Origin of the sequence: Enterococcus sp. DIV0421 (genome assembly GCF_051713745.1) — a bacterium.
Classification (GTDB): domain Bacteria; phylum Bacillota; class Bacilli; order Lactobacillales; family Enterococcaceae; genus Enterococcus_D; species Enterococcus_D casseliflavus.
On record NZ_JBIOQM010000002.1, the window covers coordinates 678349 to 695023 of the forward strand.

Here is a 16675-nt window from a genome sequence, read left to right on the forward strand (position 1 = left end):
TCATTGTTTTTCGACGAAAAGTCTGCACTCGATACTCTGTATTCTTTTTTGGGGAAACAGTATATTAAAAACTATCAATTTGACTAGGAGAGATTTTGATGATTCCAAAAATCGTAAAAATGGAAGTTGTCCCTGTAGCAGGACATGACAGTATGCTACTAAATCTAAGTGGAGCCCATGGCCCTTTCTTTACTAGAAATATCGTTATTTTAACTGATGACACAGGTAATACAGGTTTAGGAGAAGTGCCAGGTGGTGAGAAAATTCGTCAGACATTGGAAGACTGTCGTGAATTAGTTGTGGGTCGGACTTTGGGCGAATACAAAAACATCGTGAAAGAGATTCACGAACGTTATGCGCAGTTGGATGCTGGTGGGCGCGGGAACCAAACATTTGATTTGCGAACGACGGTTCATGTTATGACTGCTGTTGAAGCGCCATTGTTGGATTTACTAGGACAGCACATGAAGGTGCCCGTTGCCGCTTTGTTAGGTGAAGGACAAGTGCGCGAATCAGTGAAGTTTTTAGGTTATCTGTTTTATGTAGCAGATCGCAACAAAACAGACTTGCCTTATGCTTCTGACAATACGCTCGATGATTCATGGGGAGCACTACGTCGTGAAGAAGCGATGACCCCAGAAGCAATCGTCAAGTTAGCGAAAGCTGCCTATGAGCGCTATGGTTTTGAGGACTTTAAATTAAAAGGCGGCGTGTTATCAGGGCAAGAAGAAGTACAAACCGTCAAAGCGTTGAAAAAAGAATTTCCCAATGCTCGGATTACCCTTGATCCGAATGGCGGATGGTTACTAGATGATGCAATTGCGCTTTGCAAAGACCTTCACGGCGTATTAGCGTATGTAGAAGATCCTTGTGGTGCAGAAGGTCGCTTCTCTGGTAGAGAAACGATGGCAGAATTCCGCCGAAAAACAGGATTGCCGACGGCGACGAATATGGTAGCAACGGATTGGCGAGAAATGAAAGCAGCGATTCGCTTAGATAGTGTGACGATTCCGCTGGCAGATCCGCATTTTTGGACGATGCAAGGCAGTGTACGTGTGGCGCAGTTATGTCATGACTTAGATTTGACTTGGGGTGTGCATTCCAATAATCATTTTGATATTTCTTTGGCGATGGTCGCTCATACTGCAGCGGCAGCACCTGGGGAAGTAAATGCCGCAGATACCCACTGGATTTGGCAAGATGGCGAAGGCTTGACCAAAAATCCGCATCAAATCAAAAACGGTGAAATTACCATTCCAAGAAATTCCCATGGCCTTGGGCTGGAACTTGACCGAGAAAAGCTAGATGCGGCGCATCAACTGTATTTAAAAGAAGGCTTAGGGGCGCGCAATGATGCGATTGCCATGCAGTACTTGATTCCTGGCTGGACATTTGACAATAAGAAACCAGCTTTAGTCAGAGAGTAATCGAGCGAATACAAATTAATCGAAGCTTTGAGTGAGAGGATTGACCATAATGGAAAAAGAAAAGATTAAAGGGATCATTGTTCCTTTACTCACGCCAGTGAATGAAGAAGAAATGATTTGCGAAACTAAGTTGCGAAAGATCGTACGGCATGTGATCGATCATGGTGTTCATGGCATTTTGGCTTTTGGCAGTAATAGTGAGTTTTATATGTTCGAACATGATGAAATGCTTGCAGCAACAGAAATCATTTTAGATGAAGCCGCTGGAAAAGTACCTGTTTTCTTTGGGATGGGCCCAATACGTACGAAACATGCGGTGGCACTTGCCAAACGGGCAGCAAAATTGCCGATCGCTGGTATTTCCGTTTTACACCCAATGTTCATCAAACCCACAGAAGAAGCACTGTACAATCATTTTAAAGCAATCGCAGACGCGGTTTCCGATACGATGGTGCTTTTGTATAACAATCCAGCAAGAGCTGGGTATTCGTTGAGTCAACCATTGATCGAAAAGCTGGCGCATACCGTTGAGAATATCGTAGGGATCAAAGATTCAAGCGGAGATTTGACCTTCCTAAGCGAATTGGTTCGACGGAATGCTGATGTTGGCTTTCGGGTGATTGCAGGAAAAGATACCATTGTTTATCCTTCACTCTGTGTGGGAGCAGTCGGCGGTGTGTGTTCAACGGCAAATATTTATCCTGAATTGGTTTGCGGTATTTATGACCAGTACGTATCTGGTGATTTCCAAGGCGCGCTAAAGAACCAATTTACCCTGAACCCGATCCGTTTATCGCAAGATGCAGCAAGTTTCCCTTCAGCTACCAAAGATATGGCAAACTTGATGGGCTTGAATGTGGGACCTTCGATCTTGCCGACGGAAGCAAGTAAGGGCGTTGTCTTAGACAAGATGATTGATGAAATGAAGAAGGCGGGTTTCTTATAATCAAGCCTAACTATAGAAAAGGGGGTGGATTCATGGAAGAACAGCGAATTGTGATTGCAGCAGATTCTTTCAAAGGAAGTGCCTCCAGTAAAGATATCTCAATGTGGTTAGAAAAAGGGATTCGTCGGGTTTTGCCCCATAGTCCTATCGATAAATTTTCAGTCGCCGATGGTGGAGAAGGCACAGTCGAAGCTTTAGTTGATGCCTTGGCAGGAAAACGAAAAAGGATAACTGTTCAAAATCCATTGGGAAATCCTGTGAAGGCGCAATATGGTGTTTTACCTAATCAAATCGTCGTATTAGAAATGGCAGAAGCAAGTGGGATTACTTTGATCGAGCAAAATGCTGAGAATGCCTTAAATGCTTCGACTTACGGGGTAGGGGAGTTGCTTTTGGCAGCCCTCGATGAAGGCGCAAAAGAGATCTACCTTGGCATAGGCGGCAGTGCAACAAGTGATGGCGGGACTGGAATGGCAAAAGCATTAGGGGTCTCCTTTTACGACGATCAAGGAAAGGACATCCCGAGAGGATTAGCTGGATTAGCAAAGCTTGCTTCGATAGATATTTCTAAGATCGATCCACGATTAAAAGATGTAAAAATCAATATTTTATCGGATGTAACGAATCCGTTAGTCGGTGAAAAAGGTGCCATTGCTATCTATGGTCCTCAAAAAGGCATTCCGATTGACCAAACGAAAACCTATGATCAGTGGATGAAACGTTATGCCTCTGTGATCAAAAAAGAGATGCAGATTGATATTGCTGACGCACCAGGTGCAGGGGCAGCAGGCGGTCTAGGGGCTGCATTGCAAGTGTTTTGCCAAGCCAAAACGTGCAACGGTATTGAAACGATCTTAGATTTAGTAGAAATTGAAAAAAAAATTGCCCAAGCTGCTCTCGTCATAACTGGCGAAGGCAAGCTTGACCAGCAATCGCTGAACGGCAAAGTTCCTGTGGGAATTGCCGAGCTAGCCAAAAAGCACCATAAACCGGTGATTGCTGTGGTCGGTAGTCGGGAGAAAGAGGTTTCGGCAGCTTATGCCGCTGGAATTGACCTTATTTTGCCAATTATCCATCGACCAATGAGTTTGCAAGAAGCAATGACACAAGTAGAGGAAAATGTGGTGATCGCTGGAGAAACCGCGATCCGAGCATATTTATTAAATCAACGAAAGTAGGAGATGGTATTGATGAAAGTAGGATTTGTCGGTTTAGGAATCATGGGAAAACCAATGGTGAAAAATATAGTAAAGAATGGCTATGAGGTTATTGTGTTTGATTTTAACCAATCCGCAATCGATGAAGTTGTTTCAGCTGGTGCACATGCAGCCGAGTCAGGCGCCAAGGTGGCAGAAGCAGCAGAAGTGATTATTACGATGCTGCCGAATTCTCCAAACGTAGAAGCGGCACTATTCAATCCTGGAGGGATCGCTGAAGGCTTGTCAGCTGGTAAAACAGTCATTGATATGAGTTCAATCGCGCCAAAAGCCAGCCAAGACTTTGCGGCTCGTTTGAAAGAACAAGGAGTCCATTTTATTGATGCGCCTGTCTCTGGTGGAGAACCAAAAGCCATTGATGGGACGATCGCGGTAATGGTTGGCGGAGAAAAAGCAGTTTTTGAGAAATATGAAGCTTTATTGAAGACGATGGCTTCTTCTGTGACACGAGTCGGTGAAGTAGGAGCTGGAAATATTACGAAACTTGCCAATCAAATGATTGTAGCAATCAACATCGCAGCTATTTCTGAAGCTTATTGTCTAGCCAAAAAAGCAGGTGTTTCTCCTGAAGCAGTTTATCAAGCCATTCGGACAGGTTTGGCAGGAAGCACAGTCATGGATCAAAAATCAGAAAAGATTTTTTCTGGTAACTTCGATCCTGGTTTCCGTATCGAATTGCATATCAAGGACTTGCAAAATGCATTAGACACCTCACATGATAGTAATGTTTCTACACCATTTACAGCATCTGCAATGGAGATTATGCAATCATTGAAAGCCTACGGATTAGAAAAAAGGGATCATTCTGCAATCGCAAACTATTATGAAACGATTAATGATTTAAAATTGCAAGGTTAACAGTAACAAATCGAGGTCATTTGTTTTCCTTTTCACTGAAAAGAGAGCACAAGCTGTTCACAACTAAAAGACATAATAAAAGAGCGTTTCTTCTCAGAGGAGCGCTCTTTTTGTTATGTGTATTGAAACTCAAAAATACAGTGTAAAAACAATTTTACGTCAACTGGAAGACAGAAAACAGGGAAACGTTGCTGGTGCTATGAGTTAGGCTGTTGATGGATGATCAGGCTGATTGGAAACAGATGACTTGAACAACAAATGATACCATCGATTTTAAATGCGAAGTTTGTTACGCTGAAGCATTTGCTTGTTCAACAAATCATCTCTCTAGATTAGACAAGCGATAACTCATAAAAGCAGCCGACAACACAGTAAAATCACTCAAATTACGTGGATTGTAGCCCGTCTTTTCCGTGATGCGATTCAGTTTGTTTTGAAAAGTATTCTTGTGTAAAAAAAGTGCCTCGGCACACTTCATAATACTACCATTGTAGCGTTTATACGTTTCAAAGATCAATTGGAACTGCTCAATCTCCTCAACTGTCAGACTGCCAAGCACTTTCTTTTGCAATTGTTTATTATCTTCTGTAGAAATCCCGACAAAGAGCAACCCGTAATCCATTTCTTGATAAGAAGAGATGGTCGCACTTTTTTGATTGATCAACCAATTGACGGTTTTTTGCGCCTTTTCATAACTAGACCAATACTCATCGATGGTTTCTGCTAAACCGCCGATCCCAAAGGACATTTGACGATCAAAACGCTTAGAAATATCCTTTTGCATTTGCATCAGTAGGGGGATCAGCGAAGCTTCTTCCTGCTTTTCGAAAAACAGGCAAATTTCTTGATTGATCAACGAGAAGAAACTACCTGGAAAAATGTGCAAATGCGATTGGATGGTATGGAGCAGTTTTTCATAATTCAGATTATTTTTTTCTCTAGTAAAAAGGAATTTCCCTATCACGAGGATGCGAGGTCGTTCCAAATCAATATCCAGGAGCGAGGCTAAATAAGCCGCCAAGCTATCATCTCTTTGAGGAGCGATCAGCATCGTAGCTAGACTGTGGTAGTTTTGCCGTTGATGGAAATTTGTCAATTGAATCCAGTTTTCTCGGATCAAAATCTCCGTCATTTTTTTGATAATATTCCCCAAAGGCTCTACCTTTGTACGCTCGCCAGTAATTCCAATAATTGCTACAACGGATTGATTAAAAAGGACCGGGATATTGATTCCTTTTTTTGCTCCTTTAAACTGATTGTCATGTTCAATCGTTAATGTCTGTTGATTTTTGGCTGCTAAACGGGCGCCTTCATGACTGGTACCAATCCGCACGGTATCTGTACTAGCTATGATCGTACCCGAGGTATCAAAAAGATTGATTTCATGGTTGATGATATCTTTTAAGCTTTTAACAATCAATTTTGCTACTTTTGGCTCTAATTCCATCGATCACGTACTCCTAAAGGTTGATTTGCTTATACCTGAATTTTAGCACAAAAATAGTCATATATTATATATAATATATATTTAAATGATGAATAATAAACTGTTTTATTGGCGGTTTATTTTGTTTAGGGTTCAGTTTATCTAAAATTTCTATCGTGTTTTTATGTATGGAAACATTTCCTGATGTTTGCTGAATCGCTGAATCCCAGTTAGCAAAACTACCGTTGTATTTTCTCTATCGTGCATAAAGAGATTATTCATTGGCACGTGTATACTAACGTTTTATGTATAAAGGAGCGAGAACTTTTCAAATACCTTTGTGGGAATTGGATACACAAAGCTAACTTTTCATATAAATGATTCGTTCGTTTTTATTTGTTATCGTTAGATGGAATGAAAAATGAACAATCAAAAAGTCGCTGAAAACAATATAGTTTCAACGACTTTTTGATTGTTCATTTTCTTTCAGGGATTTGTAGTATTTGTTTCGGTATTGTTGCGGAGACATGTTGACCCACCGCTTAAATTGCTTGCTGAAACTTGCTAGGGAGTTAAAACGCAGTTGTTCACTGATTTCCTCAATCGAAAGGGAGTGGATCTTAAGCAAATTTTTTGCTTCTTTTAAAATCAAGGATGATTCATATTTTTTTGGAGAAAGACCATACACTCTTTTAAAGAGAGTACTGCCATAAGATGCTTGGATACCAATCTCTTCAATCAGCTCCTTGATTGATATATCAGATAAACAGCGCTGCTTTTGAGGATCTTTCCAAATTTTCTGTAATTCCAACTGAATTTTTTTTGAAATAGTTTTTGCATAGTGAATCGTTAAGTTGCTGTTTTCTTGGAAGAGCTGCTGTTGCTTTTTTTTCTCAATCTCATGATTCAATATAAGCAGAAATTGGGATAATAAAATTTGAATGTGCATTTTCTTCTCGAATTCTTTGATAGCGGGGTTATTGATCAATTGAATCCAACGTTGAATCACTTCTTTGATTGCTATAAAAAAACTACTTTGTGGTGTAATCTTAATGTCGCTGTAATTGATCATGTCAGAGACGAAATCTGGGTCGTCAATATCAAAATGCGTGCAAAAATAATGAAGCTTAGGACCGGCCTGGATTTTGTGAAGGCTGTTTGGGGGAATAATGACCATGTCACTTGCTTCTAAGTGGTAACAAGTCTTATCTATAATAACATCTTCACTTCCTTGAATGACATAGATCAATTCAAAAGCCAAGTGCTTGTCCTCAGCTACAGACCATCCCTCATCGACTTCTTGTGTATGCCCCCCGAAGAACGATAATTTCCAATCAATTGCTGGTAATCGCTTAGCATCTTTTAATATACTCATAGATCCACCACCTGAAAAATGTACAAATTCTCTAAATATTTGTCCATATACAGATTAGCAAATGTTTTATAGAATGTAAACACAAATATAAAAGCGGTTTCAAAGAGAGGGGAAGTTTTATGAGTAAGATTCACTACGGCGTTGCTTATTATGATGAGTATATGCCCTACGATCGATTGCAAAAAGATATTGAAATGATGAAAGACGCGAATATCAATGTTGTGCGAATCGCGGAAAGTACTTGGAGTACCCACGAACCACAAGAAGGAGTTTTCGATTTCGAATCGGTCCATCGTGTTTTAGATGCAATGCATGCAGCCGGAATTGATGTAATCGTAGGAACACCGACATATGCTGTACCGACTTGGCTAGTAAAAAAATATCCGGAGGTATTGGTTACTACGAAAGAAGGTAAGAAAACGTACGGCGCGCGACAAATTATGGATATAACAAATCCTCAATACCTTTATTACAGTGAACGAATTATACGAAAGCTGATTGAGGAAGTCATTGATCATCCAGCGGTGATTGGTTTTCAGGTAGATAATGAAACGAAACATTATGGAACTGCAGGAGAAAATATCCAGATTCAATTTCAAAAATATGTAAAAGAAATGTTCAGTCATGATTTGGAGGCAATGAATCAAGCCTTTGGTTTGTCTTATTGGAGCAATCGCATCAATGCTTGGGAAGATTTTCCCTCTGTTAATGGTACGATCAATGGGAGCTTAGGCAGTGAGTTTTCAAAATTCCAAAGAAAACTTGTCACTGACTTTTTAGCATGGCAAGTTTCGATCGTCAATGAATATAAGAAAGATCATCAGTTTGTCATGCACAACTTTGATTTTGAATGGCGTGGCTATTCTTTCGGCATTCAACCAGACGTCAATCATTTTGAAGCTGCAAAACCTCTCGATATTACTGGAATTGATGTTTACCATCCTTCACAGGATGAACTCACGGGCAGAGAGATTTCATTTGCGGGGGATGTTGCTAGGACAACAAAAGATCAAAATTATTTTGTTGTTGAAACAGAAGCACAGGCCTTTAAGGAATGGGTTCCTTATGAAAATCAATTGCGATTGCAAGCGTTCAGCCATATTGCTTCAGGTGCATCAATGATCTGTTATTGGCACTGGCATTCGATTCATAATTCTGCTGAAACCTATTGGAAAGGTTTGTTAAGCCATGATCTGCAACCAAATCCAGTTTATAACGAAGCGAAAATTATTGGCTCAGAGTTGAAAAAATATCAAAAAGAACTTTCTGGGTTACAACAGAAAAATCAAGTTGCCTTTGTTGTCAGTAATGAGAGCTTGACAGCCATTAATGACTGGTTCCCGTTTTCTGGTCATGAATTATATAATAACGGTGCGCATGGCTACAATGATATTTTTCGTCAACTATATGATGAACTTTATAATTTGAATGTTGGCGCTGATGTAATAAGTGTTGGTGATGAACGAATCAACCGTTACAAGTTGCTGATCGTCCCAGCTTTATACACTGCTTCTGACACAGAACTGGCACAGTTAAATCAATTTGTGGAAAATGGAGGACATATTCTTTACACCTTTAAGTCTGGCTTTACGGATGAGCATGTGAAAGTTCGGACCACCGCTCAGCCAGGTTATATCTCGGAAGTTTGTGGGGTCCACTATCAGCAATTTGTTAAGCCAAAGAATGTGACTCTGTCATTCGCGGATGACGAAGCAACAACGTATGATATTTCTGAATGGATGGAACTGCTGGTCCCAACTACTGCAGAGACGATCGCTTCCTACAATCATCAGCATTGGGGAAAATATGCAGCTATCACAAAAAATCATTATGGAAAAGGCACAGCAACATATATTGGGTGCTTTGCTTCAAATAAAGTGATTCGTAAATTACTCATTGAAACGTTGACCCATGCTCAAATTGAAAGACCCTCAGAAGCTTTCCCTGTAATTATCAAAAATTGTTTAAATGACCAAGGACAAAAAGTATCTTTCTACTTTAATTATTGTAATGATCCTCAAAAAATTTGTCTCACCAAAGAATATTATGACCTTTTTGAAAATAAGACAACGATTGCCGGAACGAGTGTTGAGCTAAACCCTTGGGACGTCAAAATATTCATTCAAAAGTAATAAAAGCAATCAAAAAAGGAGTGTTTTTATGGAGAAAACAAGTCCGAGAAGTGCCAGCTTTAAGCTAGCACTTCTCTCAATTTCATTGATGCTACAATCGGGCGGAACAATTGCCATAGCGGTCTCTAAAATGAAAGAAACCTTTGTTGATCATTCGGCGACTGCCGTTGAATCCCTAGTAACTGCACCAAATATTACGATCATGATCTTTGTCTTACTAAGCACATTTTTAGTTAGAAGTTTAGGGACAAAGACGGTTGTATTATTAGGATTGACGATTGCTGGGATCAGTGGGATGGTGCCCATGATTACAGAAAATTATACAATTGTTTATCTGTCGCGTTTAGCGCTTGGTGCAGGGTTAGGAATGTACAATTCATTGGCTGTGAGTCTGATTGATTATTTTTATGAAGGGGAGCTTCGTAATAAAATGCTAGGCTATCAAACTGCTTTTCAAAGTTTAGGTCAGATGATTATGACCTTTTTAGCAAGTCAGTTGGCTGTGATCAGTTGGCAGTATGCATACATCGTTTATGGTTTAGCCTTGGTACCAGTTGTTTTGTTTCTTTTCTTTATTCCAACAATTCACACGAAGACTGAAGGCGATGAGAAAGATAAGGGAACGATCAAAATAAATTCTTTTACCATTCTATCGGCGCTAGGCTTCTTTTTCACCTTTGCATTTATTATGAATTTATACACGAAAGCAACAACGTTTGTTTTAGAAGCAAATTTTTCGAATGCCGAGTTTTTAGGCACTGCTCTATCATTGGCGACGATCGTCGCATTTATTTGTAATTTTTTGTATGGAAACATTGTAAAGTACACGAAACATTACACAATGCCTATTAGTTATCTTATTTTGGGGATCTCATTCTTTTTAATCTCGAACAGTTCGAGCATGTTCTCATTGACCGTAGCAATCTTTTTAGCCAGTGCGGGAGCAGCATTATATACACCCTATTCTTTTGGGATACTAATGCAAAAAGCACCGAGAAATGCGGCAAATTTAGCAGTATCAATTGGCATGGTAGGCGTTAATTTGGGTGTTTTCTTTTCCCCGTATATTATGTCTGCTATCAGCAACTTTTTTACTAACCAGTCAGCAGCATTCAGTATGCTTTCGTCAGGCTATGCCTTTACGGGCTTTGCTTTGATCACATTCTTCTTTAGTAAACAATTGAGAGTGTCAGAAAACTAACAAACTGAACGATTAGTTATGAAATTTAAAAACCAGTTCGATTAAAGAGCAGGAGTGGATAGATGAATTATTTAGGAATTGATGTTGGTGGTTCAGCAATCAAATATGCATTGATCGACTACACAGGAAGCATCGTGGAGAAAAAACAACGTGTAACCCCGAATGATCTGACCGATTTCCTCGAAACGATTTCTTCTATTATTCAAAGCTATCATGACCAAATCAAGGGGGTAGGCATCAGTCTACCAGGTAAAATTGATACCAAAAAAGGAGTTGTGTATTTCGGGGGAGCACTAACGTATCTTCATGAATACCCACTAAAAAAATATATCGAAGAAACACACGGACTTCCTTGTGCATTGTCAAATGATGGAAAAGCCGCCGCGTTAGCAGAATGGTGGATTGGAAATCTAAAAGACTGTTCACACGGGGCAGCGATTGTCTTGGGTACAGGCATTGGTTGTGGTTTGATTCTCGACAACGAGCTTTATCAAGGAAGCAACTTTCAGGCTGGTGAGATAAGTTTTTTAGCAAATATGACTGGAGAACTATCTTTGGAACAACTAATTGGGTTGAAAGGTTCCGCTGTAGGCTTCGTGCAAAGTGGGGCAGCACTTTTAAATATGGACGATCAGTATGACGGGAAAACTGTTTTTGATGAACTAGTCAAAGGTGAGAATGTGGCGTTAAAGAAATTGTTTGTGGACTATTGTCAGCTGATTGCACGAATGATTATTAATTTGCAGGTGACACTTGATCTTGACAAACTAGTGATTGGTGGTGGCATTAGTGCCCAACCGATTTTAATACAAGAAATAAAACACCAGTACCGTTCAGTTCGAAAACAGTTACCACTTTTGGAAATGAATTTTAAAGAAATTAGCATCGAAGCTTGTCTTTACGGGAACGAAGCGAACCTTCTTGGTGCGGTTTATAATTTATTACTATCTATCGAACAAAGGTTTTCTTGAATAGTGGTTTCGATTAAATGGACGTAGAACAATCGTAAAATGTGTGAATAAGCACGCCCAATTTGATTCCGTGGAAGATTATCAACAATTTCAGATGCTTTATAGCAAAGGGAAGATGCCATTTTATGGCCACTTTCCTTTTTTTTTCGGCGCATGTTTTCTCTGAGAATTTATTATAATTTCCTTATCAAGTTATCTTGAAATATTCATTTAGGAAGTGAGGAAATGAGAAAACTGGTTGGAATTGTGTTGATTTTGCTGTTAGCGGGATTATTGCTGCTGGTGTTTGGTTTCGATCATACTTCAGCAAAAGAACGAGCCGGAGGGAATTTATCGTTTTCTGTTCAAACGAACCGTGTGATCTATGATGAAGCCTTGAACGTCATTACGATCCCGGTACGGCCGAACAAAACGCTGACTTCACAAAACGTTTGTATCCGTTTAACTTATGGTTGGGATGGCAATGGACACAGTGAAAAGGTGATTGGTGAAACGTATCTAACAAATGTCGATTGGTTTTCAGGTGTTGAAAACTACTTAAGGATCTATGCTGAGATGGCCATCGATGAGATCAAAAGTGTGGATAAAGTAGATTTAGTTGTGATTTATGACGGTGAAACAACGATTACTGAAAACTTGAAGCCTAGTCAATGGCAGGTAATAACACCCCCGAGCTCTAGTGAGCGCACGAACTCTGAGATAAGCACAAGCGCTAAGGTGTCTGAAGAAACAAGCTCTTCCTTTAGTAGTATCGAACCGAAATTTAGCGACTCTCAATCGACGGATCCAAGGACTTCTACTACGGAAAACACAAGTCAGGATTCTCAAAGTATCGAAAGTAGTCACAATGCAAGTGAGTCAGAAAATTTGAACACCCAACCAGTTAGTGAGAGTGAATCGAGTCAGACAATTAGGAGTCAAGAAACCACCGCAACAACAGGAACAACGACCGTCAGTGAAGCGGCATATGAGAATCTTTCAGATTCAGAAACGAAACCAAACAAATTAGCGCCGAACCAAAGTCAGTCAAGCAAGCGAAGTGTTTCCTCCAATGATCCCGCAGGCAAACAACTCGCTAAAGCATCGTCTTCAGTGAAAATGCAACAGGAACAACGTACGGAGACAAGCAGCGCTAAGGAGGTCAATGGAGCCTTACTACCGAAAACCGGTAGCAAAAATACAAGTATTCGCTATTTACTCTTTGGTCTAGGCGTGGTTATCCTTACTGTCTTCCTTTACTGGCTGAATCGAAAGTTATTTTCTGAGGAGAGGCAGTAAAGAAAAAAGCCGAGGATAATGAGAGAATTGATAACCCACGATTGGAATTTTCTTCCCCAGAAAGCACAATCACGTTTTGTTTTACCGTTTTTAACAAAAAGTCTGACGATCGTTTTGAGGCGTCAGACTTTTTTTATGAAAATATACAGATAACGAAAGGAAAATTTGTTAAAAGTGATTTGACAGAAAAGAGCGCACGGTGGTACGATCACCAAACACTGCCAGCTTACAATTTTGTAAGATGACAAATTTAGGACAAAAACAGCGTTTGCTGATTATACAAGCGAGGGAAATTTCATGTTACAGGCACTTTTGGATACGACAGAAAAACAAATATATGCGTTTCTAAGTTATTGTTACGAAACGAACAAGAAAGACTATACAATTAAAGAGCTCTCAGGTGTTTTCGATAGGAAAACCAACAAAATGCAGTCGATCGTTCAGCAAGTAGAGGTGTTTCGTGCACGCTATCCTCAGTTTACTTTGACCTATGATCGGTTGGAAAAAGAAGTGTCGATTGCTTTTTCTCCACGATTTCTATTGAGCCAAGCCTATAGTGTATTGTTGCAGGGAACCGTTGGGTTTATCTTGCTGGATGCACTCTTTCAGGGGGATTATCATTCCCTTGAACAACTCAGTCACAAAACCTTTAGCAGTCCCCGCACGATTCAACGAAAATTGCAGGAGTTAAATCATGTTTTGGCGAACTATCATTTGTCCTATAGTTTAAAAAAAGGTGATCCTTTGGCAGGTGATGAATATGCGATCCGCTATTTTTATCATCTTACCTATTGGCAAATTTTTGATGAGAAGGACTCACAAGTCTTGGCATCGATCAAGGAGAAAGAGCAGGCTGAAGCGTTGTTTGAAACCCATGCTTCTTATATGAGAAAAATCGATATCGATAAATTTCTTCATCTATTCGCTATCTCCGTGCAAAGAATCCATCAAAAGCATCCGCTTTCGTTTTTACCAAACGAAGTACTTACCTTTGAGCACCCATTAATTGAAAAAAAACAGTTTGATCAGGTCTTTTTGAACCCATTGTTTAACAGGAGTCATCTGCCGTTTTCTGAAATTTCGGAGGTTGAACGCAGCTTCTTGTATTATATGTTCGGGGTAATGAACACCTATCTTGAGGAGGATCTCGATGCTGCTAACATCTCGTGGCTGACTCAGCCAAAGTACCAGCAAGAAGCGCAGCTCGTTGAAAAACTAGCCGTGTATTTTCGGTTGACGTTTACAGAAGCCGAAAAAAACTATTTACTGGTTAATCTGGTCATGATCCATTCCGCCTCTGGCTGTTTTGGTACGCGACAAAAAAGCGATAGTTTTGGCAAAACAACCGACGAGCAAGAGCTGCAAGCCGCTTTTCCAGTGCTTTATCCAACCATGAAACGGTTTTTTTTGGAAGCGACTGTTTCTTTACCAGAGTTGCGTAGATTACTGCAAATAAATGATCGCTTGATTTTCCAATACTGTATGTTACTGAGAGTTATTTTTATCAAATATGAACAGCCGGTCACGTTCTCGATCCATTCGAAATACGGAAAAACGCAAGAGCTTTGGATCAAGAACCGCTTGATGAATGCCACGCATCGAGCGATGGCCCATTATTCGCTGTCTCAAAAACCAGATTTGGTGATCAGCGATTATCCGATCCATCAGGAATTTTCCGAGGAAGAACAGCCTTACCTCTTTTATTGGAATGGTCACCCAAGCGCAAAGGAATGGAAACAGCTCAAGCAAGTGATCAAACAGATCAGAAGTGCCAAGAACAAGGCAGCGTTCGCCCAGCTGGCATTCACCCAAACGGAGTGAGCCCGCTATAAGATCGAGCCAATAGAACTTATAATTTTGCCAAGCGTTTGACTAGCAGCAATAGGGCAAACGTGAAAAGCAACAGTGATAAACGAAGTTGTCAAGAAGCAAAAACAGGAGCATCGATGTTCCTTTTTCGCTTCTTGACTTTTTTTTACAGAGATGGCATGGTATACATATTATCATAACGTTTTTTATTTAAAATCGTTGCAGAAATGGTGTTAGGAAGAAGGGGTAACTTTGACAGAAGTATTAGCACTGCAAAATGTTTCCAAATTGATTGGAACCAAACGAATCATTGATGATGTTTCCTTTGTGGTGGACCAAGGACAAGTCGTTGGTTTATTAGGGCCCAATGGGGCTGGGAAGACGACGATCATCCGAATGATCGTTGGCTTGATGAAGCACAACACAGGATCGATTGCCATTATGGGAAATTTATTGGATTCTTCTTTTAAAACAGCGATTGCCTCAGTCGGAGCGATCGTTGAGAATCCTGAGTTTTATAATTATATGACCGGTTATGAGAATTTGATGCAGTATCAGCGTATGGCGAAGAAAAAAGGCACAGCCTCTGAGCTAGAAGCCCTGATCCGTCAGGTGCATTTAGAAGGACATATCCATCAAAAAGTCAAAACCTATTCATTAGGGATGCGTCAGCGTTTAGGTGTTGCCCAGGCATTAGTCCATCAACCAGACTTATTAGTTTTAGATGAACCGATGAATGGCCTGGATCCTAAAGGCATGCGGGAGTTTCGGGAAATGATTCTTTCTTTGCGAGCAAAAGGGGTCTCTGTTTTAGTTTCCAGTCATCAGTTAAGCGACATCGAACAAATTGCCGATCATTTGATCGTGGTGCAAAAAGGAAAAGTCACCCATCAAGTAGCAATGGCAGAGTTGAAAGCAGAGAAAAATGTGTTGATCATCAAAACCGATGATCACTTGCAAACCGAAGCACTGTTAAAAGCTTCCTTTGACGTCGAGGTCTTGCACGTAGAAGACGAATTGCAAGTCACGTTGCAAACAGATAAGCGTTCAGAAATCGCTGCAGCGATCGTGACGGCGGGTATCGGCTTAAAAGAACTACGGACAAAGCAATCTTCTTTAGAAGATACATTCTTGGCTTGGACCGAAGAAGGAGGTTTGTAAGCATGCTGACATTGATAAAAAATGAATGGATCAAATTAACCAAAAAGCGTTCTACTTGGATCATGCTGCTTTTATTGGTTTTAATGACGTTTGGCTTGACCTATGTTGTACGCTTAGGTAGTCCAGAAATTGGGGCCAATGATTTATTTGCTTCTTTAAGCGATATGACGTCGTTCTTAAACTTATTTGTAGTGATTGTGGCGGCTTCTTCAGTGGCAGAAGAGTTCAGTCGTGGAACGATTAAGTTCTTATTGATTCGGCCTTTTTCCAGAAGCCAAATCTTAGCAGCAAAAGCCATCAACACGTTTTTATTTGCGCTGTTAGGGACCGCTGTTTTACTCATCAGTAGTTTAGCAGCTGCCAATTTATTTTTAGCTGCTGAATCACCTTTTGCTGCTACTGGCTACAACGGGCTAGCGGCGATTCTCGTTGCCCTTGTTTTTGCGGGAACCAACTTGCTATTGATCGTCTTTTATATTGCATTGACCATCTTTATCTCAGCCGTCATTCGCTCTCAAAGCCTGGCGGTAGGCTTAGGCTTGGGTATGTTGTTTGGAAGCAGCATCATCAACTCGATCATGCTTTTTGCGCAAGAAAAATACCCATGGCTGAAGTGGAATCCATTTAATTTTATGAATATCAAAGAGCAGATACCGAGTGTATTAAATAGTCCTGACATGCAGATGACTGCTTTTGATCCGGGATTGGGCTATTGGGAAATGGCGATCGGGATCCTTGTTTACAGTGTTTTAATCTACCTTTTAACAAATTGGTTATTCAACAAAAGAGATGTCGCATTAAGTTGAGGAAACGAGTGAAAGTTTTTGGATAAATCCAGCTGTAAGTGTCTAGAGTTTAGTTAGGATTAAAAAAT

Annotated in this window: 13 protein-coding genes; 11 read left to right on the forward strand and 2 right to left on the reverse strand. The window is 40.3% G+C overall.

Annotation, left to right across the window (positions count from 1 at the left end; all coding sequences use genetic code 11):
• Window positions 1–98: 98 nt before the first annotated feature.
• From IGI96_RS14285 to garR, 4 genes are read left to right on the forward strand one after another with little or no spacing between them, the layout of a single operon-like run.
• Window positions 99–1427, forward strand: coding sequence for an enolase C-terminal domain-like protein (locus tag IGI96_RS14285; RefSeq protein WP_176323964.1), 1329 nt, complete (start codon window positions 99–101; stop codon window positions 1425–1427).
• A gap of 49 nt (window positions 1428–1476) precedes the next feature.
• Window positions 1477–2373 (forward strand): dihydrodipicolinate synthase family protein, encoded by an 897-nt coding sequence (locus IGI96_RS14290; RefSeq protein ID WP_086338337.1) that lies wholly within the window; start codon window positions 1477–1479, stop codon window positions 2371–2373.
• Between the two features lie 32 nt (window positions 2374–2405).
• A complete protein-coding gene (locus IGI96_RS14295; RefSeq protein ID WP_086338336.1) occupies window positions 2406–3551 on the forward strand; it encodes a glycerate kinase in 1146 nt (381 codons plus the stop codon).
• Window positions 3552–3563: 12 nt separating this feature from the next.
• A complete protein-coding gene (garR, locus tag IGI96_RS14300; RefSeq protein ID WP_086338335.1) occupies window positions 3564–4448 on the forward strand; it encodes a 2-hydroxy-3-oxopropionate reductase in 885 nt (294 codons plus the stop codon).
• Between the two features lie 319 nt (window positions 4449–4767).
• Here garR and IGI96_RS14305 read toward each other — a convergent pair whose 3' ends face one another.
• Complete coding sequence (locus IGI96_RS14305) at window positions 4768–5895, reverse strand: CdaR family transcriptional regulator (protein ID WP_086338334.1); 1128 nt, start codon at window positions 5893–5895, stop codon at window positions 4768–4770.
• 436 nt (window positions 5896–6331) lie between these two features.
• A complete protein-coding gene (locus IGI96_RS14310) occupies window positions 6332–7249 on the reverse strand; it encodes an AraC family transcriptional regulator (RefSeq protein ID WP_086338333.1) in 918 nt (305 codons plus the stop codon).
• A 119-nt stretch (window positions 7250–7368) separates the two neighbouring features.
• Between IGI96_RS14310 and IGI96_RS14315 the strand changes: the two genes are divergently transcribed.
• The 7 genes from IGI96_RS14315 (at window position 7369) to IGI96_RS14345 (ending at window position 16607) form a co-directional block, all read left to right on the forward strand.
• On the forward strand, window positions 7369–9381 hold the full coding sequence (locus IGI96_RS14315; protein WP_086338332.1) for a beta-galactosidase: 2013 nt from the start codon (window positions 7369–7371) through the stop codon (window positions 9379–9381).
• Window positions 9382–9409: 28 nt separating this feature from the next.
• Entirely contained in the window at window positions 9410–10582 is a 1173-nt protein-coding gene (locus tag IGI96_RS14320; protein ID WP_086338331.1) for an MFS transporter, read from the forward strand.
• 62 nt (window positions 10583–10644) lie between these two features.
• Complete coding sequence (locus tag IGI96_RS14325; protein ID WP_086338330.1) at window positions 10645–11553, forward strand: ROK family protein; 909 nt, start codon at window positions 10645–10647, stop codon at window positions 11551–11553.
• A 225-nt stretch (window positions 11554–11778) separates the two neighbouring features.
• Window positions 11779–12831: an LPXTG cell wall anchor domain-containing protein gene (locus IGI96_RS14330; RefSeq protein ID WP_375838611.1), complete on the forward strand. Its 1053-nt coding sequence runs from the start codon at window positions 11779–11781 to the stop codon at window positions 12829–12831.
• A 297-nt stretch (window positions 12832–13128) separates the two neighbouring features.
• Window positions 13129–14652: a helix-turn-helix domain-containing protein gene (locus tag IGI96_RS14335; RefSeq protein WP_086338328.1), complete on the forward strand. Its 1524-nt coding sequence runs from the start codon at window positions 13129–13131 to the stop codon at window positions 14650–14652.
• Window positions 14653–14892: 240 nt separating this feature from the next.
• Entirely contained in the window at window positions 14893–15801 is a 909-nt protein-coding gene (locus IGI96_RS14340) for an ABC transporter ATP-binding protein (RefSeq protein ID WP_086338327.1), read from the forward strand.
• Between the two features lie 2 nt (window positions 15802–15803).
• Complete coding sequence (locus tag IGI96_RS14345; RefSeq protein ID WP_005225815.1) at window positions 15804–16607, forward strand: ABC transporter permease; 804 nt, start codon at window positions 15804–15806, stop codon at window positions 16605–16607.
• Window positions 16608–16675: the final 68 nt, after the last annotated feature.